Genomic DNA, 23,637 nt, shown 5'->3' on the forward strand with positions numbered 1-23,637 from the left:
CGGAGCGACGACCCGAAGAAAGGCTCCGGTGCGATGACCGCGTTGTGGGGTTCCCCAGGACACCGCAGTGAGCACTGCGCTCTCTGCGCCGGCGAGCGGCTGTTCGAGCAGCCTCCGTGTCTCGACGGGCACGAGCCGGGCGACTGTCCGGAGTGGGCCTGCCTCGACTGCGGTCACGCGATCATCCTCGGCGGGATCACTCTGCCGGTCCGTCAGCTAGCTATGGCATCGGTTTGATCGCGAACTATGAGCACCCCCGTGGTCCCCTTCCGCCCGTCTTCGACCTACGCTTCGGCTATGACCCTCGGTGAGCAGCCACCGGCCCCCGCCTCCTTCAGGCGCGCGGTCGAAAGCCTGCGTCAGGCCGAGGTCCGGCCGGAGATCGAGCTCGAAGACCTGCCCGCGCCCCAGCGGCTGGCCCCCTTCGCGGCCGCGATCGGCGCCTCGGTCTACCGCGAGGACGACGAGCTCGCGGTAGGCAGGCTGATCCTGCTCTTCGACCCCGACGGCCAGCGCGGCTGGGAGGGCCCGTTCCGGCTGGTCGCCTACGTCAGGGCCGACATGGAGCCGGAGATCACCTCCGACCCCCTGCTCGGCCCCGTCGCGTGGAGCTGGCTCACCGAGGCGCTCGAAGCCCATCAGGCCGACTACTCCGCCGCTGGCGGTACCGTGACTAGAGCCGTGTCCGAGGGGTTCGGCAACAAGGCCGAAGATCCGGTCACCACCGAGCTAGAGCTGAGGGCGTCCTGGTCGCCCGCGCATGAGGATCTCTCCGGCCATGTGGCCGCCTGGTGCGATCTCATGTGCCTGGCGGCCGGGATCCCGCCGCTCCCTCCCGACGTGGCCGCCATGCCACGCCGACGTGAAGATCCGGAGAGTGACCGTACGAAGTGAGGGCACCAGTCAATACCGCACAAGGGTCATGAGGTCGGTGAACTCATGACAGAAGAACGAACCGTCGTCCCGCTGCTGGAGCCGCGTGAAGGCATCCCGCCGGTCGTCGAGGATGCCGCGTCTTTGGCGCGCGTCGTCGAGGCCTTCGGGGCCGGCACCGGTCCCGTGGCGGTCGACGCCGAGCGGGCCTCCGGCTACCGCTACGGCAACCGCGCTTACCTGGTGCAGCTGCGCCGGGCGGGCGCGGGCAGCGCGCTTATCGACCCGATCGCCTGCCCCGACCTGTCGGAGCTGGACGAGGCCGTGTCGGGCGCGGAGATCGTGCTGCACGCCGCCTCGCAGGATCTGGCGTGCCTGCTGGAGGTCGGGTTCAGGCCGCGTGACATGTTCGACACCGAGCTGGCGGGCCGGTTGCTCGGCTACGAGCGGGTGGGGCTCGGCACGATGGTCGAGACCGTGCTGGGGCTGCGGCTGGAGAAGGGCCACTCGGCGGCCGACTGGTCGACCAGGCCACTGCCGGAAGACTGGCTGCGCTACGCCGCGCTCGACGTCGAGGTGCTGGTCGAGCTCCGCGACGTGCTCCACGGCGAACTGGTGGAGAGCGGCAAGCTCGAGTGGGCGCGCGAGGAGTTCGCCGCCGTGCTCAACACCCCGCCGCCGGTCCCCCGCTCCGATCCGTGGCGGCGTACGTCGGGCATCCACAAGGTACGCAACATGCGGGCGCTGGCGATCGTGCGTGAGCTGTGGACCATGCGCGACCGCATCGCCCGCGAGAGCGACCTGGCGCCCGGCCGGGTGCTGCCCGACTCGGCGATCGTCACGGCCGCGCTGGAGGTGCCGCGCACCAAGAAGGCGCTCACCGAGATCTCGGCGTTCACCGGACGCAGCGCGCGCAGGCACATGACCGACTGGCTGGCCGCGGTGAGCAGGGCGCGCGGGCTGCCCGAATCCCAGCTGCCACAGCCGAGCACGCCCGGCGACGGGCCGCCCCCGGCCAACCGCTGGGCCGACCGCGATCCGGCGGCGGCCAAACGACTCGCCGCCGCCCGCGCCGTCGTGGCCGCGCTCGCCGACGAGCATCGCATGCCCACGGAGAACCTGCTGCAGCCCGACGCGGTGCGCAGGCTCACCTGGGAGCCGCCGGAAGAGATCACCGACGACGCCGTGACCACCCGGCTGCGCGGGCTCGGCGCCCGCGAATGGCAGCTCTCCCTCACCGCCCATCCGCTCGCCAAGGCCCTGGCCCGCCTGGAGACCAAGGGCGAGCTCTAGGTACGGCCCCCTTGACGCCCCCACGGGGGCGGCCTTACCGTTCGGGAAAGCGCTTTCCGTGAAAGGATCCTCATGAGCGTGCGCACCATCGGCGTCGTGATGAACGGCGTCACCGGCCGGATGGGCTACCGCCAGCACCTGGTCCGTTCGGTTCTGGCCATCAACGAGCAGGGCGGGGTAGTCCTCTCCGACGGCAGCCGGGTCAAGCTCAGGCCGGTCCTGGTGGGCAGGAGCGCGGACAAGCTTTCCAAGATCGCTGCCGATCACCACATTTCCCGCTACACCACTGACCTCGACTCGGCCCTGGCCGACGACGACAATCTCATCTACTTCGACGCCCAGGTCACGGGCGCCAGGGTGAAGGCGGTGCTCAAGGCCATCGAGGCCGGCAAGCACATCTACGCCGAGAAGCCCACGGCCGAGTCCGTCCAGGAGGCGGTCGCGCTGGCGGAGGCGGCCGAGGCCAAGGGTGTCAAGAACGGCGTGGTGCAGGACAAGCTGTTCCTGCCGGGCATGCTCAAGCTGAAGCGGCTCATCGACGGCGGCTTCTTCGGCCAGATCCTCTCGGTGCGGGGTGAGTTCGGCTACTGGGTGTTCGAGGGCGACTGGCAGGAGGCCCAGCGGCCGTCGTGGAACTACCGCGCCGAGGACGGTGGCGGCATCGTGCTCGACATGTTCCCGCACTGGCACTACGTGATGGAGAACCTGTTCGGCCGTGTCGAGTCCGTCTACGCCAAGGCCGTGACGCACGTTCCCCAGCGGGTCGACGAGCAGGGCAGGGCCTACGCGGCCACCGCCGACGACGCCGCGTACGGCATCTTCGAGCTGGCGGGCGGCGTGATCGCCCAGATCAACTCCTCCTGGACCGTCCGCGTCAACCGCGACGAGCTGGTGGAGTTCCAGGTGGACGGCACGCACGGCAGCGCGGTCGCGGGCCTGCGCAACTGCCGCTTCCAGCACCGCGCCGCCACCCCCAAGCCGGTCTGGAACCCCGACCTGCCCGCCACGGCCCGCTTCCGCGAGGGCTGGCAGGAAGTGCCGGACAACGCCGACTTCGACAACGGCTTCAAGATCCAGTGGGAGCAGTTCATCCGCCACGTGCTCGAGGACGCGCCGTTCCCGAACGACTTCGCCTCGGGCGCGCGCGGCGTGCAGCTCGCCGAGCTGGGCCTGCGCTCGTCCGCCGAGGGCCGCCGGATCGAGGTGCCCCACCTGTGAACATCAACCTGCCCGGCGGCGCCTACACCCTGCGTGAGCCCGTGACCTGGCCCGTCGTCGAGCAGCAGGCGACCGGCCGGGTCGTGTACGCGGCCGCGCACGTGGTGGCCGACCCGCTCGGCGACAACACGCCCGGCTCCCCCGCCGCGGTCGACTGGGACGCCACGCTCCGGTTCCGCAGGCACCTCTGGTCGCACGGCCTGCGCGTGGCCGACGCCATGGACACCGCCCAGCGCAACATGGGCCTGGACTGGGCCGCCACGAAGGAGCTCATCCGGCGCAGCGCCGCCGAGGCCCGCTCGTTCGGCGACCCCGCCGCGCTGGTGGCCTGCGGCGCGGGCACCGACCACGCCCCCGGCGCGGCCGACCTGCGCGCGATCACCGCCGCGTACGCGGAGCAGCTGGAGACCGTGCAGGCGGCGGGCGCCGGAGTGATCATCATGGCCTCGCGGCAGCTCGCGCGGGTGGCGAGCGGGCCCAAGGACTACCACCAGGTGTACGGGGAGCTGCTCGGGCAGGCCGACCGGCCGGTGATCCTGCACTGGCTGGGCGAGATGTTCGATCCGCAGCTGGCCGGTTACTGGGGCTCGCCGGATGTGGGCGCGGCCACGGAGTCGTTCCTGGAGCTGATCCACGCCCACGCCTCGATGGTGGACGGGGTGAAGGTGTCGCTGCTCGACGAGGAGCACGAGGTGGGGCTGCGGGCCGCGTTGCCCACGGGGGTCAGGCTCTATACCGGGGACGACTTCAACTACCCGTCGTTGATCAAGTCGGGCTCGCACGCGTTGCTGGGCATCTTCGACGCCATCGCTCCGGCGGCGGCCGCGGCGTTGCGGGCACTGGACGCGGCCGAGCGGGGCACCGGCGCGGAGGCCGCCCGAAATTTCGCACTCTACGATGAAATCTTGGCCCCGACCGTGCCGCTGTCCCGGAAGATCTTCGAGTCGCCGACGTACAACTACAAGACCGGCATCGTCTTCCTGGCCTGGCTGAACGGCCACCAGGACGCGTTCGCCATGGTGAACGGCGCCCAGTCGGCCCGCTCGCTGGTCCACCTGTCGGAGGTGTTCCGGCTCGCCGACCAGGCCGGGCTGCTGGCCGACCAGGAGCTGGCCGTACGGAGGATGAAGGCGTTGCTGGAGGTGAACGGGCTGTGAGCCTCTCCCTGAACCAGCGGACGACCAAGCGGTGGTCGGTGGCGGAGGCCGTCGAGGGCTGCGTACGGCATGGCCTGGAGGCGGTGGGGCTGTGGCGCGAGGAGGTGGCCGAGCAGGGCCTGGCCGAGAGCGTCAAGCTGGTTCGCGAGGCCGGGCTGCGCGTGTCGTCGCTGTGCCGTGGCGGCTTCCTCACGGCCCCGGGTGACGGCGCGGGCCGCGCGCTGGACGACAACCGGCGGGCCATCGATGAGGCCGCGGAGCTGGGGGCGGCCTGCCTGGTCATGGTCGTCGGCGGCCTCCCGGGCGTGAAGCCGGGCGAACCGCTGCCGGACGCCGGGGTCTCGCGGGATCTGGCCGGGGCCCGCGGGCAGGTGGCCGAGGCGCTGGAGGTGCTGGCCCCGTACGCCGGTGAGCGGGGCGTCAAGCTGGCGCTGGAGCCGCTGCATCCGATGTACTGCGCCGACAGGGCCGTCCTGTCGACGCTGGCGCAGGCGGTCGACCTGTGCCTGCCCTACCCGGAGGAGCAGGTGGGGGTGGTGGTCGACACCTTCCACGTGTGGTGGGACCCTCGGGTGTTCGAGGAGATCGCCAGGGCCGGCCGGCGGATCGCGTCGTACCAGGTGTGCGACTTCCTGCAGCCCCTTCCGGCGGACGTGCTGCTGGGGCGGGGGATGATGGGCGACGGGGTGATCGACTTCCCGCCGATCACCCGTGCCGTGGCCGAGGCCGGCTACACGGGGGACGTCGAGGTGGAGATCTTCAACGCCGACGTCTGGGCCGCCGACCCGGACGAGGTGGTGGCCACCATGAAGCGCCGCTACGCCCAGGTGGTGACCGCCACCCCGTAACGCCCCGAGTGTGGCCGGCCTGGCCGCTGGGGGTCAGGCCGGGCTGGTGGCCGGTGCGTTCTCCGCCGCGTCCTCGTTCTCGACGCCCGGCTCGGGCTCGGTGATCGTCACCGTGCCCGCGGCTCCGTTCACCGTGATCTCCTGGCCGGTGACGATGCGGTGGGTGGCGTCCGGGACGCCGACCACCGCCGGGATGCCGTACTCGCGGGCCACCACCGCGCCGTGCGACATGGCGCCGCCCATCTCCATCACCAGCCCACCCGCGGTGAGGAACAGCGGCGTCCAGCCGGGGTCGGTCGACGGGCAGACCAGGATCTCGCCCGGCTCCAGGTGCGCACCGATCGGGTCGAGCACCACCCTGGCGCGGCCGGTGACCGTGCCCGCGGAGGCGGCGCTGCCGATCAGCGCGCCCTCCGCGGCGACGGTCGACAACGCCTCGGGCTCGGTGCCGTCCGACAGCACGATCCTCGGTACGTGCCTGCGGCGCGACTCCTGCTCGTAGGCCGCCCGCCGCTCGATCACCAGCTCCCGCAGATCGCCTCCGCCCAGCGCCGACCGCGCCTCCTCGATCCGCAGGAAGAACACGTCGTCCGCCGTCTCCAGCACGCCGGTGGTCACCAGGTGCTCGCCGACGACGAGCAGGCTCCGCCGTACCGCGGCCAGGGTCTTGACCAGGTAGAACTTCGGCATCTCGCGCACCCCCGCGAACAACCTGGTGCGCCGCAGCCCGAACCCGGCGACGGCGCCCCGGAACGCGCCCTTGCCGCGGGCCGTCGCCACGATCCGCGCGACGGCCGCCTCGGCCTCGGCCGCTCCCCTCGCGAACAGCTTGTCGGGCGCGAGGTCGCCGCCGTCCTCCATGCGCAGGTAGTTGGCCAGGACGCCGAGGATGTGCGCCGGCTCCTCGGACCAGCGCGGAACGCCCAGATCGATCTCGGCGACACCGCGATGCCCGTACTTATCCAGAAAAGCGGTGATTCCCTGCTGGGCCTTCGGGGGCAGTTCGCCGGCCCGGAAGCGGCGTACGAGCTCGCTCACCGTTTCGTTCCTGAACGGTTCCGGCTCGATCCGCGTCGCCAGCGCCCAGAGTTCGAGGTCCATCTCGGTGGTCGGGTTGTTGGGGACGCTGCGGAGCACGTCCTGCATGTCGCTCATGGACCGGCCGGAGAGCTTCGAGGCCAGCCCGAACAGGCCGTAGCCGGTGATCGCGATCGGCATGAGCGAGACGATCACCGGGAACGTGCCGCTGAGCATCCGCTCCGCGTGGTCGAGGCGCTGGACGGGCGTGGCGGAGCCGGGCACGCGCAGCCGCCGGTCCAGGTCCTCGCCGAGTCGCCTGGTGTAGGCGAGCGCCCGATCGGGCCTGATCAACGCCTGTAGGACGCGCGTCGGGGCGTGCACGCGGCGGGCGAAGTGCGCCACCGCGCGGAAGAACGGGCGGCGGGAGGTGTGGATCACCGAGAACCGTGGTTCCTCGAACAGGTCCGTCAGCACCGCCGCGGCCCTGGCCTCGCCCATCGTCAGCGCGCGCGGCAGGATCGCCCGCCCCATACGGCTGCGCAGGGCCGTGGTCAGGTCCAGCCAGGTGCGCTGACCCGCCTCGAACATGAACGCGGCCCCATCGCGCGCCTCGGCCGGACCGTAGCCGAACACCCCGGCGGCACCCGCGCTGATCAACCGGAACGCGGACAGGCCCATCGGGGTGAGCGGGCCCATGACGCCCTGGGCGACATTGATGGAGAAGTACGCCCGCAGGCCCTCCCTGGTGGTCTCGGGCAGCGGGTAGAGCGTGGTGATCGGCCTCGCCTGCGTGAGCCAGAGCGTGCCGTCGGCGTCGATGGCCCACTCGGTGTCCTGCGGCGCGCCGTAGTGGTCCTCGACGCGCGCGCCGAGCGCGGCCAGATCGCGTACTTGATCATCCGTCAGGCAGAGGCCGTCGTGGGCGGACTCGACGCGTTCCGTGCCGCCGCCGGGCAGGGCTCGGATCGCCAGCCGCTTGTCGCCCGCGTGCCGGTCGAGGATCTCGCCGCTCGCCGCGTCGACCACGAACCGGTCGGGGTTGACGGCGCCGGACACCACGGCCTCGCCCAGGCCGGGGTTCGCGTCGATGACGGCCTCGTGCCTGCGTCCGGTGAGCGGGTTCGCGGTGAACATCACGCCCGCCGTACGCGAGTCGACCATGACCTGGACGACCACCGCCAGCCGTACGGAGGCGTGGTCGATGCCGTTGGAGTCGCGGTAGGCGACCGCGCGGTCGGTCCAGAGCGAGGCCCAGCAGCGACGTACGGCGTCGAGCACGGCGTCGGCGCCGACGACGTTGAGGTAGGTGTCCTGCTGCCCGGCGAAGCTGGCGAACGGCAGATCCTCCGCCGTGGCCGACGACCGCACCGCGACCGGCACCGCCTTTGGTGTTTGTACGGCCTTGCCCAGCGTGGTGTAGGCCTCGCGGATCGACTCCGCGATGGCCTCGGGGATCGGGGCCTCCAGCAGCCGGGTCCTGGCGGCCTCCGCGAGACCCGGGCCGCCGGTCGCGATGACGTCGTCCAGGCCCGCCGCCTGTGCCACCTCGTGGTAGGCCTCCGTGGTGAGCACCCAGCCGGGCGGGACCGGGAGCCCGGCCCGGGTCAGCTCACCGAGGTTGGCCGCCTTGCCACCGACTTCGGCCAGCATGCCGCCGTCGATCTCGGAAAAGTCCAGTGCCGTCTTCATTGGGTGTACCCCCACCGTTCAGCGTCTGGTTACGAGTCTCACGCTTCGCGGCAAAGAATTCAACACTTGGTGAACAGTGGCGTCGCTCACACTTCCAGGGGCGCGCCGTCGAGGCCCCAGGCGGGGTCGGGCTCGATGCCGAGCCGGGCGAGCGCGGTCGGGCCGACGTCCACCAGCCTCGGGCCGCCGAGGTCGGCGCCGCCCAGGTCCTCGCCGAGAGTGGCGGTGATGACGAAGACCGTGCGCTCCTCGACGGAGGTGCCGCCGTGGCCGCCGTCGTCGATGTGACCGTGGTCGGTGGTGACCAGCACGGTCCAGCGCTCGTCGGAGAACGTCCACCTCCCCCGGATCGCGTCGAGGAGGCGGCCCAGGTAGGAGTCCTGGGTATGTAGCGCCTTGGTGTATTCGGGGCAGTGCGGGCCGAGGTCGTGGGCCACCTCGTCGGTCTCGCCCAGGTACACGAACGTGAGGTCGGCGCCCGCGCTCGCCAGGTGCCGCTCGGCGGCCTCGGCGACCTGCTTGTCGGCGATCGGCCAGTCGATCGTGTAGCCGTCGAGGACGAAGCGGGTGTCGATGGCCGGGCCGAACGCGCTGTGCTCCGCCAGCGACGCCCAGGAGAAGAACGCCGCGGTGTCCAGGTCGGGGCGGGCCGTCTTGGCGCGAGTCAAGAAGTCCGGATATTTCGCGAACTGCTGGCGGGTGAACGCGTTGTCGACGACGCCGTGTTTGTCGGGCCACACCCCCGTCGCGATCGACGACCACCCGGGCCCGGAGTCGGTCCGAGACCTGATGACACGGACGGCACTCCGCTGGTCGGGCTCGGCGGGCTCGCTGGTGGTCTCGGGGACGATCTCGCCGGGGGATTCGGTGCGCGGGGCGGTGGCCTCGCCGTACGGGAGGAGGCTCGTTCCGTACGCGCCTCTGGACATCAGTCCGGTCAACTCCGGTGGCCCCACCGCGAGCAGGCGGTCGAAGCGGAGACCGTCCATGCCGACGACCAGCACCTTGTCCTTCAATGGCTACTCCCTTCGGAAACGCCGCACCCATTCGGCGGCCCCAGGCAGTATCTCCTCCACCGGGGCGACCTGGGGATACCAGGTGCGCTCCCACTCGAGCGACACCCAGCCGGAGTAGCCCCACGCGCGCAGCAGTTCGCCGGACTCGTCCAGCGGTACCGTGCCGGTCCACATCGGCACCGGTGTGGTGTCCTGGGCGGAGACCGCGTCCTTGACCTGGACGTAGGCGAGGTACGGGCCGAGCAGGGCCAGGGTGTCGGCCGGGGACTCGCCGTGACGCCAAGGGTGGAGCAGGTCCCAGAGTGCTCCGGTCGTCTCGGGGCAGGCCGCTTCGCCGAGCAGCCGGGCGACGGCCGCGCCGGTGGCCATGCGGTCGTGGGTTTCGACGAGGACCCGCAGGCCGAGTTCGGCGGCCGTACCGGAGACGGCTTTGAGCCTGCGCGCGCCGATCGTGGGGTCGTCGCCGCGCGGGAACACCCGGACGCCCGGGGCGCCGAGGTCGGCGGCGAGCGTCAGGTCCGCGATGAGCGCCTCGACGAGCGGCTCGTCGGGACCTGGTTCGCATACGCCGACATATCCGGCGAGCGCGGATATTTCCAGACCGGCTGCCTCGACCCGTTCCCGCACCGACGACCGCTCGGCCGCCGACAGGCCCCGGTGTACGCCGGTGTCGGGGTGCAACCGAAGCTCCAGGCCCTGGCAACCCTGCCCGGTCGCCACCTCGATCGCCCTGTCGAGCCCGTCTCCCGGCATCCCGAGCGTGCTGACCGCCAGTTTCATCGCGCCCTCCCGAGCGACCGTACCGCCTGTGCGGCACCTCCCCTTCGGAAGCGCCCCTTGCCCCGCGCTCACCCCAACGCCCGTACGCTCTCCCGCAACACCACCTCGCCCGCCACCTGCTCCACCGTCGGCTCCTCCCCCGACGCCAGCGCCAGCTCAAGGGCGCGGGCGCCCATGTCCTGCAGCGGCAGCCGTACCGTGGTCAGCGCGGGCACCTGGTCCCGCAGCGTCGCGATGTCGTCGAAGCCGGCCACCGACACGTCGTCCGGCACCCGGACCCCCCGCTCCCGGTACGCGGCGAGCGCCCCCACGGCCATCACGTCGTTGACGGCGAACACGCAGGTCGCGTCACCTGTCTCCTGAGCCGCCCGGTAGCCGCCGTCGCGGTCGAAGGGGCCCTGGATGACGCGCGGCTCCGGCAGGCCGAGTTCGGCCAGTGCCGAGGCGAATCCGGCGCACCGGTCGCGGGCGGTCATCAGGTGCGGCGGCCCGGCCAGGATGGCGAAGCGGGTGTGGCCGAGTTCGGCCAGCGAACGGGCCAGCGCGGCGGCGCCCTCGTAGTTGGCGGGCGCGACCGTGTCGACGCCGAGCAGGTCCTGGCCCACGCAGGCGACCCGGCCGCCGCTGGTCCGGTAGCGGTCCAGCTCGCCGCGGAGCCGTTCGGTCACGCCGGGATCGGCGACCCGGGAGCCGACCAGCAGCACGGCGCGCACGCGCTGGGCGTTCAGCGTCGCGACGTAGGCGATCTCCTGGTCGGGGTCGCGGTGCGTGGTGCCCACCATGACCAGCAGGTTCTCGCCGGCCGCGGCCCGCATCGCGCCGTCGGCCAGCGCGGCGAAGTAGGGGTCGGTCAGGTCGTGCACCACGATGCCGATGACGTTGCTCGCCCCGCGGGCCAACGTCTGCGCCGCGATGTTGGCGCGGTAGCCGAGCTCGTACGCGGCCCGCTCGACTCGGGCTCGCAGGTCGGCGCCCACCTGGCGGGTGCTGCCGTTGAGCACCCGCGAGGCGGTCGCGAGCGAGACGCCCGCCTGCTTGGCGACGTCTTCCAGCGTGACCACGAGACCTCCAGGAAAGCGGTTTCCAGTGTGCCAGATCGACACCTGGGTCCGCATCCTTACACGCCTCGGGCCCAGCGCGACAGGAAGCCGCCGCCGAAAAGCATCAGGACCAGGGGAAGAGGATGTCGAACAGGCCCTTGCTGGTCTGCGTCGGGGCCGGCACCGGGGCCTGCGTCTGAACCGCCTGCGTCGGCTGACTGGTCGGCTGCTTGGCCGTCGGCTGCTCGGTCTCGGTCGCGGTGTCGGCGTCCGTGTCCTTGATGGTCTCCTGCGGCGCCCTGGTGGCCCGGCTGCTCGGCTTGGCGGTCGGCTGGCCGATGCGCGTGCGGGTGGCCCGGGGCGTGGGGGTACGGGTGGCGCGTACCTTGGCGGCGGTCGGCGACGGGGCGGCGGTCCGCGACGTGGTCGGCTCCGCCGTGTCGGTGTCCGTGGGATCGGCGACCGGCTCCTCGGTGTCCTCGATCTCCGCGGGAGAGGTGGCGGGCTTCTTCACCTGCTCGGCGCTGGCGCACTTCGCGCCCGCGCACGGGTCGTCGGACGACGTGCCGGTCAGCATCCAGCCGGCCCCCGCGCCGAGCACGACGACCGCGACGGCCGCCATGAGCAGCACCTTGGTACGGCGGCGCACCTCCTTGTCGCCCTCGGCCTGGTGGCCGCCACCGCCCTGGGAGCTGTCGGTCCAGCCGGAGCCGAGGAAGCCACGCTTGGGCGCCTCGGGCTCGTCATCGTCGTACGGGGACTCGTAGCTCTTGTCGAGCGGAAGGTAGGCGTCGCTCGGCTGGTCGCCGGTGTAGAGCGGGGCGCCTTCCCTGTCGTCGCCGGTGTAAAGCGGACCACTGGGCGCGTCGCCGCCGTAAAGGGGACCGCTGGGCGCGTCACCGGAATAGAGCGGCCCACTGGCGGCGTCACCGGTGTAAAGCGAGCCACTGGGCGCGTCGCCCGTGTAGAGCTGGTCACCGCCCGAGTAGAGCGAATCCCCATAGAGGGCGCCACTGGGCGAGTCGCCGGTGTAAAGCGGGCCGTCACCCTCGACGCTCTCAACGCGGTGCTGTCCCTCGGCCTGCGGGGTGTACAGCTCGGGCGCGCCCCTGTCCGGCGGGAGGATGTAGGTCTCGTTGCCCGAGACCACAATGGCCGGCTGCTCGTCGGTGTCATCCGTGCTCCACCGCGGGGACAGAACGTCGCCGGTCAAATCCGGGTTCAGCGACCTTCCCTGCCCATCCTCATATGGCCTGTCGTTCTCGTCGCGCGCCACGATGGAACCTCTCTAATACGAATCTGGACCGCGACCTTTCCTAACAGACTCCACCACCACTTGTCCGGAAATTTCACAAGATGCTCACAAATAACCTGGTGTCACAACTGTTTCAGAAACCCCCCTCAGGGTATGTCCAATGGTTGCCTGCACCTGGCCACGCACCTGGTCCATCCCCATACGCACCGTAACGACACACGGCCGACCCAAAGCCAACAAATGCCGCATATGACGGCGCTGATCTCGGTCAGGACGGGAATTACGGTCTCATCTAGGGCTCCAGCCAAAAGACCGGAATCCGGGGCGCCGTTACGCGGCGTGACGACATCATGACCAGTATGACCGAGGTTCCACCCCCTCCCGGCGCCCTGGCGATGACCGGATTACGCGCTCGGGCCCGCGCCGCGCGCCGGACCGCGATCGTCACGCTCTCGTGCTCGCTCGCGCTGATCGCCTTCTCCCAATCGCTCGCCGAACGGGCCCCGGCGGGCGAGGAGACCCTGCCGCTGGCCGTACTGGCGCTCACGCTCTTTCTCCTCGCGCTGCCCGCGCTGGCGGTCACCCAGGCCGTCTGGGGCGCGCGGACGCGGGCCGTGCGCAGACGCGAGCACGAGCTGTACGCGAGCCCGCCCGGCACGCCGCTACGGGCGCTCAGCAGGCTCGGCGTCGGCTGCGGATGGGCGGTGACGCTGCTGCTCGGCTGTACGGCGCCGCGCCCGTTCCGCGAGTCGGGCCTGTACGACCTCGCCCACGCCTTGGGCCAGGCCACCGAGGCGCTGGCGCTGGCGGGTTCGGCGGCGGGCGTGTGCTTCGTCGCCTGGTGGGCACGTGAGGCATGGGGGCAGCCGACGCGTGCCAACCGGCCGGGTGGATCACCTGACGATCCGTGGGACCCCGACCGGCTCACGCGTCGGCGAAAAGGCCGGACGCTTCGCACAGGCACGACCCTCGATGCGAGCGCGGCGCTCCGTGTGGGGGCTGGGCTCCAGGTGGGGGCGGTTATGGCTCTGGTCGGGGCGCGGGCTCATCTGTGGGAGCCGGCGACCGTGACGCTGTACGTGCTGCTGGCGGCCGTCCTCGTCTGCGGCGTGGTTACTGGCGAGTAGCATAGGCGCGGTAACTGCCGAGCAACGAGGAGCGAATCCGTGCCTTCCTCTCGTGACGTCGTGTTCGTCGACGGCGTACGCACACCTTTCGGCCGGTCCGGGCCCAAGGGCATGTACGCGGAGACCCGCGCAGACGACCTGGTCGTGCGTGTCATCCGCGAGCTGATCCGGCGCAACCCGGGACTGCCACCGGAGCGCGTGGACGAGGTCGCGATCGCCGCGACCACCCAGATCGGCGACCAGGGCCTGACCATCGGCCGCTCGGCGGCGGTGCTGGCCGGGCTGCCCAAGACCGTGCCGGGCTACGCGATCGACCGCATGTGCGCGGGCGCGATGACCGCGGTGACCACGGTCGCGGGCGGCATCGCGTTCGGCGCGTACGACGTGGCGATCGCGGGCGGCGTCGAGCACATGGGCCGCCACCCGATGGGCGAGGGCGTCGACCCCAACCCGAGGTTCCTGTCGGAGCGGCTGGTCGACCCGAGCGCTCTGGTCATGGGAATGACGGCCGAGAACCTGCACGACCGCTTCCCGGCGATCACCAAGGACCGCGCCGACGCCTACGCGGTGCTGTCGCAGGAGAAGGTGGCCAAGGCGTACGCCGACGGCAGGATCCAGCCGGATCTGGTGCCCACGGCGATCAGGACGGCCGAGAAGGGCTGGGGGCTGGCGGTCGAGGACGAGGCGCCGCGCCCCGGCACCACGCTGGACGGGCTGAGCGCGCTCAAGACGCCGTTCCGCTCCCACGGCAACGTCACGGCGGGCAACTCCTCGGGCATCAACGACGGCGCCACCGGCTGCGTCGTGGCCGCCGCCGAGACGGCCGCCGAGCTCGGCCTGGCGCCGAAGATGCGGCTGGTCTCCTATGCCTTCGCCGGGGTGGACCCCGAGGTGATGGGCGTGGGCCCGATCCCGTCCACTGAGCGGGCGCTCCGCCTGGCAAATCTTGATATTTCCGATATCGGGCTGTTTGAGATCAACGAGGCGTTCGCCGTCCAGGTGCTGGCCTTCCTGGAGCACTTCGGCATCACCGACGACGACCCCCGGGTGAACCCCTACGGCGGGGCGATCGCCTTCGGCCACCCGCTGGCCTCCTCGGGCGTGCGGCTGATGACGCAGCTCGCGCGGCAGTTCGGCGAGCGTCCCGACGTGCGCTACGGCATCACCACCATGTGCGTCGGCATGGGCATGGGCGGCACCGTGATCTGGGAGAACCTGGCATGAGCAACCTCGACACCTGGCGCTCGCTGCTGACCGAGCGCGACACCGGCGAAGTCGTCACCAAGGCCCTGGTCCGCGACGTCGAGCTGCCCGGCGGGGCCGGCACGATGGCACTCATCACGCTCGACAACGGCTTCGACCACACCAAGCCCAGCACGTTCGGCCCGCACGGGCTGTTCGCGCTGAACGGCGCGCTGTCCGAGATCGCCGCCCGCACCGACCTGGCCGCCGTGGGCGTGACCGGCAAGCCGTTCGTCTTCGCGGTGGGCGCCGACCTCAAGGGCGCGGCGAGCATGGCCGCGCGCGAGGAGGCGCAGGCCATCGGCGCGCTGGGGCATCACGTGTTCCGCCGCCTGGGCGAACTGCCGATCCCGTCGTTCGCTTTCGTCAACGGGGCGGCGATGGGCGGCGGGCTGGAGGTGGCCCTCCACTGCACCTACCGGACGATCTCCTCGGGCGTTCCGGCGATCGCGCTGCCCGAGTGCTTCCTCGGGCTGGTGCCGGGCTGGGGCGGCACCCAGTTGCTGCCGCGCCTGATCGGGCCGGCCCGCGCGATCAAGCTGATCGTCGAGAACCCGCTGTCGCAGAACCGCATGCTGAAGGGGGCCCAGGCGTTCGAGCTGGGCGTCGCCGACGCGATGTTCGAGCCGGCCGACTTCCTGGAGGAGTCGCTGCGCTGGGCCGCCCGGGTGCTCACCGGCGACACCGTCGTGGAGCGCGCCTCGCATGAGGCCGACGACTGGGACAAGGCGGTCACCGACGCGCGGTTCCTGGTCGACATGAAGCTGCGCGGCGCCTCCCCCGCGCCCTACCGGGCGCTCGACCTGATCTCCCTGGCCCGTACGGCCTCGCGCGACGAGGGCTTCGCCGCCGAGGATGAGGCGCTGGCCGACCTGCTGATGGGCGACGAGCTGCGGGCCGGGCTCTACTCCTTCGATCTGGTGCAGCGGCGGGCCAAGCGCCCGGCGGGCGCCCCCGACGCCGCGCTGGCCCGCAAGGTGACCAAGGTCGGCGTGGTGGGCGCGGGGCTGATGGCCTCGCAGATGGCGCTGCTGTTCGCCCGCCGCCTGGAGGTGCCGGTCGTGCTGACCGACCTCGACGAGGCCCGGCTCGCCAAGGGCGTGGGCCACGTGCACGCGGAGGTCGACAAGCTGCTCGCCAAGGGCCGCGTCTCGGCCGACCAGGCCAACCGGCTCAAGGGGCTGGTGACCGGCTCGCTGACCAAGGACGCGTTCGCCGACGCCGACTTCGTCATCGAGGCGGTCTTCGAGGAGCTGTCGGTCAAGCGGCAGGTGTTCGCGGAGGTGGAGGCGGTGGTCTCGCCCGGCTGCGTGCTCGCGACCAACACCTCTTCGCTCTCGCTGGCCGAGATGGGCGCCGGGCTGGAGCGTCCGGAGCGGCTGGTCGGGTTCCACTTCTTCAACCCGGTCGCGGTGATGCCGCTGCTGGAGATCGTCAAGGCGCCGTCGACCGACGACGCGACGCTGGCCACCGCCTTCGCCGTGGGCCGGTCGCTGAAGAAGTCGTCGGTGCTGGTGAAGGACGCTCCGGCGTTCGTGGTGAACCGGCTGCTCACCCGCTTCATGGGCGAGGTGATCGCCGCGGTCGACGAGGGCACGCCGCTGGAGACGGCCGAGCACTCGCTCGACGACCTCGGGCTGCCGATGACGCCGTTCGCGCTGCTGCAGCTCGTGGGCCCGGCCGTCGGACTGCACGTGGCCGAGACCCTGCACGCGGCCTTCCCCGAGCGCTTCGGCGTCTCGGCGAACATGGCCAAGCTGGTCGCCTCCGGCAAGCCGGGCGTGTACCTGCCCGACTTCTCGCTCGACCCGGAGGCGGTGGCGCTGTTCGCGGGTGGCGCCACGCCGTCCACCGCCGCCGAGGTACGGCTGCGCGTGCTGCGGGCGCTGGCCGAGGAGATCCAGATCATGCTGGACGAGGGCGTGGTCGCGGCGGCGCAGGACATCGACCTGTGCATGATCCTCGGTGCCGGCTGGCCGTTCCACCTGGGCGGGATCACCCCGTACCTGGACAGGTCGGGTCTGGCCCGGCCGCGCTTCCTCGCGCCCGGCGTGGCCTCCGTACCCGCTTGACCCAAGCTTGGGGAGGCCCGCACGGCGGGCCTCCCCGGGCATGGCACTCCGTCACATAGCGTGTTCGCCGCGCTACGAACGGAGAAGATCGAATGATGAGAGCAGCCGGCACGATCGCGTTGTGCGGCGCCGTCCTCGCGACGGCGTCCCCCGCACTCGCCGAACCCGGCCCCCAGGCGACACTGAGGATCGTCGTCATGGTGAAGGACCGGCCGCTGAAGGGGGTCGTCCTCACCTGCGACCCCGACGGCGGCGGGCACCCCACCCCGGCCGCGGCCTGCGAGCTGCTGCGGAAGGTCGACGGCGACCCGGCCAAGCTGAACGTGGTGCCCAACCCCGTGTGCACCGACGAGTACGAGCGCCACACCGTCATGGTGCGGGGCAGGTGGCACGACCGGACGGTCAAGTGGGCCCACGCCTACTCCAACTCCTGCCGGATGAAGGCAGCGGGCGGAGCGGTCTTCACCTTCTGATGGCCCGCCGAGGGGGTGGGGGCTTCCGGGCGTCTACCCCTTCGGGCTGGGCGCCTCGACCCGGCTGTGGCGGTAGCCGTACACGAAGTAGAGCACCGCACCGATGATCATCCAGATCACGAACCGTAGCCACGTCTCGACCGGCAGGTTGAGCATGAGGTAGACGCAGGCCAGCACCGACAGGATCGGCAGCACCGGCACGAACGGCGTACGGAAGGCCCGGTGCAGGTCGGGCCGCGTGCGGCGCAGGATGATCACACCGGCCGAGACCACGACGAACGCGAAGAGCGTGCCGATGTTCACCAGTTCGGCCAGCGCCCCGAGCGAGATGAACCCGGACAGCGCCGCGGACACCAGCCCGATGATGATCGTCAGCCGGGCCGGCGTGCCGAACCTGGGGTGGACCTTCGCCAGCCCGCGCGGCAGCAGCCCGTCGCGGCACATGGCGAACAGCACCCGGCTCTGCCCCAGCATGAGGATCATCACCACGGTGGTCAGGCCGGCGATCGCGCCGATGCTGATCAGCGCGGCCGCCCATGACTGCCCGACCGCGGTGAAGGCGTCGGCGAGCGGCGCCTTCTCGCTGAGCTGGTCGTAGCGCTGCATGCCGACCACGACCACCGACACCGCGACGTACAGCACGGTGCAGATGACCAGGGAGCCGATGATGCCGCGCGGCAGGTCGCGCTGCGGGTCGATGGTCTCCTCCGCGGCGGTGGCGACGACGTCGAAGCCGATGAAGGCGAAGAACACGATCGCGGCGGCCGAGAAGATGCCGATCACGCCGAAGGCGACGGGCGTGATGCCGAACAGCACCTGGATCAGCGGCGCCTTCAGCCCCTCGACCCCGGGCGTGGACACCGGCGGGGGGATGAACGGCGAGTAGTTGGCCACCTTGACGAAGAACAGCCCGGCCACGATGACCAGCAGGATCACCGCCACCTTGATGGTCACGATCACCAGGTTGACGCGCGCTGACAGCTTGATCCCGGCGGCCAGGACGCCGGTGAGGATCAGCACGACGATCATCGCCGGCAGGTTGACCACCGGTTCGTCCCCGGCCATCCACGCGGGCAGCTCAAGGCCGATGGAGGACATCAGCGACGCGAAGTAGCCCGACCAGCCGACCGCCACCACGGCCGCCGCGAGCGCCATCTCCAGCATCAGGTCCCAGCCGATGACCCAGGCCGGGAACTCCCCCAGCGTGGCCAGCGAGAAGGTGTAGGCGGACCCGGCCACGGGGATCGACGAGGCGAACTCCGCGTAGCACAGCGCGGCCAGGCCGCAGACGATGCCCGCCGCGATGAAGGAGAACGCCACGGCGGGCCCGGCCGTCTCTTTGGCCACGCGTCCGGTCAGCACGAAGATACCGGTGCCGACGATGACGCCGATGCCGAAGACCGTGAGGTCGATGGCGGTCAGTCGCTTTCGCAGCCGGTGCTCGGGGGCTTCGGTGTCGCGGACCGACTGCTCGACGCTCTTGGTGCGAAAGATGTCCACATCCAGCGTCTTCCCCCACCCTCGGTGATCATTCCTGTCCCGAGGGTGAGGAGGGCGCTCAGCGCGGCGCGGACTGGCTCTCGACCTGGCTGCTCCGCTTGGCGATCGCCTCGGTGATCTCACGGGCCAGATCCTGGGCGGTCAGCCCGATCTGGCCGAGGATCGCGGCCCGCTTGGCATGGTCGAGGAAGCGCTGCGGGATGCCGTAGCCGCGTACGGGCACGTCCACGTCGGCGTCACGCAGCAGGCGGGACACCGCGTCGCCGACGCCGCCCACGCGGCCGTTGTCCTCGACGACCGCGACCAGCTTGTGGGCGCTCGCGGCGAGCACGAGTGCCTCGTCGAGCGGCTTGACCCAGCGCGGGTCGACCACGGTGGCCGAGATGCCCTGCGCGTCGAGCAGGACGGCGGCGTCCATGCAGACCCGCGCCATCGGGCCGACGCCCACCAGCAGCACGTCGGGGTCGCCCGCGCGCAGCACGTCCATCTCGCCCAGCTTGCCGACGGCCTCGATCGGCTCGGCGACCGGGCCCTTGGGGAAGCGCAGCACGGTCGGCCCGTCGGAGATCTTCACGGCCTCGCCGAGCAGCTCGGTCAGCCGCTCGCCGTCGCGCGGCACGGCGATCTTCAGGCCGGGTACGACCTGCAGGATCGACAGGTCCCACATGCCGTTGTGGCTGGCGCCGTCGTCGCCCGTGACGCCCGCCCGGTCGAGCACCACGGTGACGGGCAGCCGGTGCAGCGCCACGTCCATGAGCAGCTGGTCGAAGGCCCGGTTGAGGAAGGTCGCGTAGACGGCCACGACCGGGTGCATGCCGCCGAGCGCCAGCCCGGCCGCGCTGGTCAGGGCGTGCTGCTCGGCGATGCCGACGTCGTAGATGCGGTCGGGGTAGGCCTCGGCGAAGGCGGCCAGACCGGTCGGGTGGAGCATCGCGGCGGTGATGGCGACCAGGTCCTCGCGGTCCTTGCCGAGCCTGACCAGCTCCTCGCTGAACACGTTGGTCCAGATGCGCCCCTTGGGCTTCTCGGCGCCGGTGGCCCGGTCGAAGGCGCCGGGCGAGTGGAACTGGTCCTCGTCGTGGTTCTCGGCCGGTGAGTAGCCGCGGCCCTTCTGGGTGAGCGCGTGCACGATGACCGGGCCGCGGAAGTCGCGGGCCTTGCGCAGCGCCGCCTCCATGGCCTGCTCGTCGTGGCCGTCGATCGGGCCGACGTATTTCAGGCCGAGGTCCTCGAACATGACCTGCGGGGCCAAGACGTCCTTGACGCCCTTCTTGATGCCGTGCAGCGCGTCGTAGAGCACCGGAACGTTCCCGAGCTTCTCCTTGACGAACTCGAGCATGTCCTCATAGCGGCGGTTGACCCGCAGCGACGACAGGTGGGAGGCCAGGCCGCCGATCGTCGGCGAGTAGGAGCGGCCGTTGTCGTTGACCACGATGACGAGCCGCAGGTCCTTGCCCGCCGCGATGTTGTTGAGCGCCTCCCAGGCCATGCCGCCGGTCAGCGCGCCGTCGCCGATCACCGCGATGGCCGTGCGGTCGTGCTCGCCGCGCAGCTTGAACGCCTTGGCCAGGCCGTCGGCGTAGGACAGCGCGGTGGAGGCGTGGGAGTTCTCGACGAAATCGTGCTCGGACTCGGCCTGGCTCGGGTAGCCGGACAGGCCGCCCTCCTGCTTCAGCGCGCCGAAGCCGGCGACTCTTCCGGTGAGCAGTTTATGAACGTACGACTGATGGCCCGTGTCCCAGACGATCGGGTCGCGCGGCGAGTCGAAGACGCGGTGCAGCGCGATGGTGAGCTCCACCACACCTAGGTTGGGGCCGAGATGGCCGCCGAACCGGGCGCACGAGTCGACGAGCAGGTCTCGGATCTCCCCCGCCAGCAGCGGCAATTCCTCCGCATCCAGGCGTTTGACGTCGTGAGGTCCCTTTACCGAGCCCAGCAACCCGCTCACGGATGCGATCCCCTCTGCTCCTGTGCGCTAACGGGACCGAGTCTAGTTCGTGCGCGCCTCACTGACTCCATCGAGTCAAATCCACCCACATTTGTCCGATCTTGACCTAGTCTTTCCTTCACTATGAACACTCTCCCCATGAAGAAACTGTCGTCCCTCGTGGTCGCCGGCGCGGTCATCGCGCTGGCCGGCGCGGGTACGGCGACAGCCGCCACAACGCCCGTCAGCGCGGGTCAGCAGGTCGTCAAGCAGGCCGCCCAGCAGGCGGCACCGCCCCGTGGCAAGGCCGCCGCGACGGCGAACCCGCTGTACAAGACGGGAAGGCTCGCCAGCTCCAACTGTTCGCCCGGCTCCCTGCCCAAGGGCAGCACGACGGCCTACAAGCGCTTCCTCACCACCGTGACGAACTGCCTCAACCGCTCCTGGGCCTCCCAGTTCCGTAAGGCCGGGCTCTCGTTCAGCAAGCCGCGGCTGCGCATCATCACCAGGAAGGTCCGCACACCTTGCGGCCCGTGGAGCACCGGCGCCGACGGCGTCTACTGCTCGACCGACCGCACGATGTACATGTTGATCACCAAGACCCAGCTGCGCCAGCCGTTCGCGCTCGGCATCACCCGGCTGATGGCGCACGAGTACGGCCACCACGTCCAGAGCGTGTCGGGCATCTGGAACTACTACTGGGCCGCCAGGAACGCCAGTGGCAAGTCCGGCCAGCTCGCGCTGTCGCGCCGCTCGGAGCTGCAGGCCGAGTGCTTCTCCTCGGTCTTCATGCGCACGGTCACGAACACGCTGCCCGTCGACTCGCGCGAGTGGGACTACACCGTCGACTGGTTCCGCAAGAACGGCGCCAAGGGCTGGCCGCAGAACGACCACGGCCGGGGCCCGACGCAGGCGTACTGGATGAACCGCGGCTATGGCTCGGCCTCGCCCGGCTCCTGCAACACCTGGGCCGCGCCGACGCGCACCGTCACGTAATTTCACGCCCTGATGCGGCCGTGCCTTACTGGCGCGGCCGCATTGCGCTTTCCGGACAAAGCACAAGACTCACGAACGTAGCCCCATCTAGTGGTCTAGTATCCGCGATCGTGCGTATACCCCTTATCGCCGCATCTGTCGGCATGGTCGTGGGTTTGGCCCTCTCCGGGACGGCCAACGCAGAGACCAAGGCTCCGCAGGCCGCGCCGCCCGCCGTACTGGCCAAGAACAAGATCTACGGGTCTGGCACCCCGTCGGCGCAGTCGTGCGCGATCCCCGGGATCCGCCAGGGCAGCGCCGCCTCGCTCAAGACCTTCCACCTGGCCATGGCCAGGTGCGCCAACACCTTCTGGGCCACCAGGTTCAAGGCCGCCGGACTGCGTTACCGCCCGCCGAAGATCGCCATCACGACCGGCAGCCAGTCGGTCTGCGGCAAGATCACCAGCAACGGCGCCCAGTACTGCCCCGCGCAGCGCACGATCGCCATCCGGATCATGAAGCGGGACCTGCGGGACCCGTTCCGGATGAACCTCGCGCACTCCATCGCCCACGAGATCGGCCACCACGTCCAGCAGCTCACCGGCATGCTGGACGAGCAGAACAGGCTCTACTGGCGTGCCGGAGGGAGCGCGCGCACGATACTCAGCCATCGCCTGGAGATGCAGGCCGAGTGCTTCGCCGGCGTCTTCTACAGCGCCACGCTCGACTCCATCGACCCGGGCATCACCTGGGACCAGTGGACCGACGCCGTGAGCAGGGCCGGGGAGAGCAAGGTCCACGGCAAGCCGCGTAACCTCGCCTACTGGCAGGAGCGCGGCTACAGCGGTGCGTCGGCCCGTTCCTGCAACACCTGGACCGCGCCGAAGAGCCGGGTCTCCTAACCGGTCGCCCTGGCCAGCACTTCCAGAGGGTCCGCGAGCACGTGGGCGAAGGCCAGTTCGGCCGCGCCCACGAGCGTCGCGTCATCGGCCAATGACGACGTGCGCAGCCGCAGCTTCTCGCGCTGCGGCGCCATGGCGTGCAGCGTCAACCTGGAACGCACCTGAGCGGCCGATCCGAGATAGATCTCCCGCAGCATCCCGCCGAAGATGACCATCTCCGGGTTGAAGATGTTGACCAGGTTGGCGACGCCCAGACCGAGCCAGTCGCCGACCCTCTTGAGCGCCTCCTGCGCCACGATGTCGCCCCGGTCGGCGGCGTCGACCACCGCACGCACCGCGTCCCTGCCGTGCTGCTCACCGGTCAGCCGGCCCGCGGTCTCGAGCAGGGCCCGCTCCCCCACCTCGGCCTCCAGGCAGCCGTGCGAGCCGCAGCCGCAGGCCCGCCCGCCGGGGTTGACGACCATGTGGCCGACCTCGCCGCCGTAGCCGTCATGGCCGCCCAGCAGGTGGCCGCCCGCGATGATGCCGCCGCCGATGCCGACGTCTCCGTGCAGGTAGATCAGGTCTCTGACGGCGGCTCCGACGCCGCGGCTGTGCTCGGCCAGCGCGGCCAGGTTGGCGTCGTTGCCCACGCTGACGGGCAGGCCCAGGCCCAGCCTGCGGCCCAGCTCCTCGCCGAACGGCACGTCCTGGGTGCCGAGGTTCGGGCCGAATCTGATCACGCCGTCGCCCTTGCGCACCCCGCCGGAGACCGCCGCCGCCGCGCCCACGCAGACCGTGTCGTCCCTGGTCTTGCGCCGCATCTGCCGGGCGAAGCCGGCCAGGATCCCGGTCAGCTCGTCCAGCTCGAACGGGCCGCGCAGCCGTACGGCCTCCCTGCGGTCGAGGATCACCCCGCCCAGCCCGACGCGCGCGACGGCCAGCCGGTCGGGGCCGACGTCGAAGGCGAACACGTAGACCCGCGCCGACTCCGGGCGCACCACGAGCGAGGGACGGCCGGCGCGGCCCGTCTCTCGCGGCAGCTCCTCGCGGACCAGCCCGGCGGCGGTGAGGTCGGAGGTGAGCGCCATGATCGTGCTGCGGTTGAGACCCATCTTCGACGTCAGCTCGGCGCGGGAGATCGGCCCGCCCAGATGAACGTGGCGCAGGAGGGCACCCAGGTTGTGACGCCTGATGTCCTCCTGCGAAGGGCCGGCACGCATCGTCTGAGCTTCCTTAAAGGGGTGGGAG

The 23,637-nt window shown here is 71.0% G+C and carries 19 protein-coding genes; 11 read left to right on the forward strand and 8 right to left on the reverse strand.

Annotation, left to right across the window (positions count from 1 at the left end; all coding sequences use genetic code 11):
• The first annotated feature begins 297 nt into the window (after nt 1-297).
• From ACGFNP_RS23530 to ACGFNP_RS23550, 5 genes are all read left to right on the forward strand, one after another.
• Nucleotides 298-894, forward strand: a complete 597-nt coding sequence (locus ACGFNP_RS23530; protein ID WP_219530972.1) for a DUF3000 domain-containing protein — start codon at nt 298-300, stop codon at nt 892-894.
• Between the two features lie 45 nt (nt 895-939).
• A complete protein-coding gene (locus tag ACGFNP_RS23535; protein WP_358314419.1) occupies nt 940-2,166 on the forward strand; it encodes a ribonuclease D in 1,227 nt (408 codons plus the stop codon).
• 72 nt (nt 2,167-2,238) lie between these two features.
• Nucleotides 2,239-3,384: a Gfo/Idh/MocA family protein gene (locus ACGFNP_RS23540; RefSeq protein WP_393321968.1), complete on the forward strand. Its 1,146-nt coding sequence runs from the start codon at nt 2,239-2,241 to the stop codon at nt 3,382-3,384.
• Nucleotides 3,381-4,541, forward strand: a complete 1,161-nt coding sequence (locus ACGFNP_RS23545; protein WP_393321971.1) for a dihydrodipicolinate synthase family protein — start codon at nt 3,381-3,383, stop codon at nt 4,539-4,541. The genes ACGFNP_RS23540 and ACGFNP_RS23545 overlap by 4 nt, the downstream gene beginning before the upstream one ends.
• A complete protein-coding gene (locus ACGFNP_RS23550; RefSeq protein ID WP_393321974.1) occupies nt 4,538-5,389 on the forward strand; it encodes a sugar phosphate isomerase/epimerase family protein in 852 nt (283 codons plus the stop codon). Before ACGFNP_RS23545 ends, ACGFNP_RS23550 begins: the two co-directional genes overlap by 4 nt.
• A gap of 33 nt (nt 5,390-5,422) precedes the next feature.
• Here ACGFNP_RS23550 and ACGFNP_RS23555 read toward each other — a convergent pair whose 3' ends face one another.
• The 5 genes from ACGFNP_RS23555 to ACGFNP_RS23575 all read right to left on the reverse strand — a co-directional run bounded on the left by ACGFNP_RS23555 (nt 5,423) and on the right by ACGFNP_RS23575 (nt 12,210).
• On the reverse strand, nt 5,423-8,098 hold the full coding sequence (locus ACGFNP_RS23555; protein ID WP_393321977.1) for a PEP/pyruvate-binding domain-containing protein: 2,676 nt from the start codon (nt 8,096-8,098) through the stop codon (nt 5,423-5,425).
• 86 nt (nt 8,099-8,184) lie between these two features.
• Entirely contained in the window at nt 8,185-9,114 is a 930-nt protein-coding gene (locus ACGFNP_RS23560; protein ID WP_393321980.1) for an alkaline phosphatase family protein, read from the reverse strand.
• Nucleotides 9,115-9,117: 3 nt separating this feature from the next.
• Nucleotides 9,118-9,894, reverse strand: coding sequence for a sugar phosphate isomerase/epimerase family protein (locus ACGFNP_RS23565; protein WP_393321983.1), 777 nt, complete (start codon nt 9,892-9,894; stop codon nt 9,118-9,120).
• A gap of 68 nt (nt 9,895-9,962) precedes the next feature.
• A complete protein-coding gene (locus ACGFNP_RS23570; protein ID WP_358314435.1) occupies nt 9,963-10,955 on the reverse strand; it encodes a LacI family DNA-binding transcriptional regulator in 993 nt (330 codons plus the stop codon).
• 103 nt (nt 10,956-11,058) lie between these two features.
• Complete coding sequence (locus tag ACGFNP_RS23575; protein WP_393321986.1) at nt 11,059-12,210, reverse strand: hypothetical protein; 1,152 nt, start codon at nt 12,208-12,210, stop codon at nt 11,059-11,061.
• Nucleotides 12,211-12,548: 338 nt separating this feature from the next.
• Between ACGFNP_RS23575 and ACGFNP_RS23580 the strand changes: the two genes are divergently transcribed.
• From ACGFNP_RS23580 to ACGFNP_RS23595, 4 genes are all read left to right on the forward strand, one after another.
• Nucleotides 12,549-13,316, forward strand: coding sequence for a hypothetical protein (locus ACGFNP_RS23580; RefSeq protein WP_393321989.1), 768 nt, complete (start codon nt 12,549-12,551; stop codon nt 13,314-13,316).
• Between the two features lie 60 nt (nt 13,317-13,376).
• Nucleotides 13,377-14,540 carry a thiolase family protein gene (locus ACGFNP_RS23585; protein WP_393323635.1) on the forward strand — a complete coding sequence of 388 codons (1,164 nt, stop codon included), beginning with the start codon at nt 13,377-13,379 and terminating at the stop codon, nt 14,538-14,540.
• Nucleotides 14,537-16,630, forward strand: coding sequence for a 3-hydroxyacyl-CoA dehydrogenase NAD-binding domain-containing protein (locus ACGFNP_RS23590; protein WP_358314446.1), 2,094 nt, complete (start codon nt 14,537-14,539; stop codon nt 16,628-16,630). The genes ACGFNP_RS23585 and ACGFNP_RS23590 overlap by 4 nt, the downstream gene beginning before the upstream one ends.
• A 92-nt stretch (nt 16,631-16,722) precedes the next feature.
• Nucleotides 16,723-17,103, forward strand: coding sequence for an SSI family serine proteinase inhibitor (locus tag ACGFNP_RS23595; RefSeq protein ID WP_358314449.1), 381 nt, complete (start codon nt 16,723-16,725; stop codon nt 17,101-17,103).
• A gap of 33 nt (nt 17,104-17,136) precedes the next feature.
• Here the strand turns inward: ACGFNP_RS23595 and ACGFNP_RS23600 are convergent, their stop codons facing one another.
• Both ACGFNP_RS23600 and dxs read right to left on the reverse strand, forming a co-directional pair.
• Entirely contained in the window at nt 17,137-18,603 is a 1,467-nt protein-coding gene (locus ACGFNP_RS23600; RefSeq protein WP_393321993.1) for an amino acid permease, read from the reverse strand.
• 58 nt (nt 18,604-18,661) lie between these two features.
• A complete protein-coding gene (dxs, locus tag ACGFNP_RS23605) occupies nt 18,662-20,542 on the reverse strand; it encodes a 1-deoxy-D-xylulose-5-phosphate synthase (RefSeq protein WP_358315684.1) in 1,881 nt (626 codons plus the stop codon).
• A 147-nt stretch (nt 20,543-20,689) separates the two neighbouring features.
• Between dxs and ACGFNP_RS23610 the strand changes: the two genes are divergently transcribed.
• Both ACGFNP_RS23610 and ACGFNP_RS23615 read left to right on the forward strand, forming a co-directional pair.
• On the forward strand, nt 20,690-21,526 hold the full coding sequence (locus tag ACGFNP_RS23610; protein ID WP_358314454.1) for a neutral zinc metallopeptidase: 837 nt from the start codon (nt 20,690-20,692) through the stop codon (nt 21,524-21,526).
• A 110-nt stretch (nt 21,527-21,636) separates the two neighbouring features.
• Complete coding sequence (locus ACGFNP_RS23615; protein ID WP_358314456.1) at nt 21,637-22,407, forward strand: neutral zinc metallopeptidase; 771 nt, start codon at nt 21,637-21,639, stop codon at nt 22,405-22,407.
• Here ACGFNP_RS23615 and ACGFNP_RS23620 read toward each other — a convergent pair.
• Complete coding sequence (locus ACGFNP_RS23620) at nt 22,404-23,609, reverse strand: ROK family protein (protein ID WP_393321998.1); 1,206 nt, start codon at nt 23,607-23,609, stop codon at nt 22,404-22,406. The genes ACGFNP_RS23615 and ACGFNP_RS23620 overlap by 4 nt on opposite strands.
• Nucleotides 23,610-23,637 lie beyond the last annotated feature (28 nt).

It is taken from the genome of Nonomuraea sp. NPDC049269, from assembly GCF_043197155.1.
In the GTDB taxonomy this organism is placed as follows: Bacteria; Actinomycetota; Actinomycetes; order Streptosporangiales; family Streptosporangiaceae; genus Nonomuraea.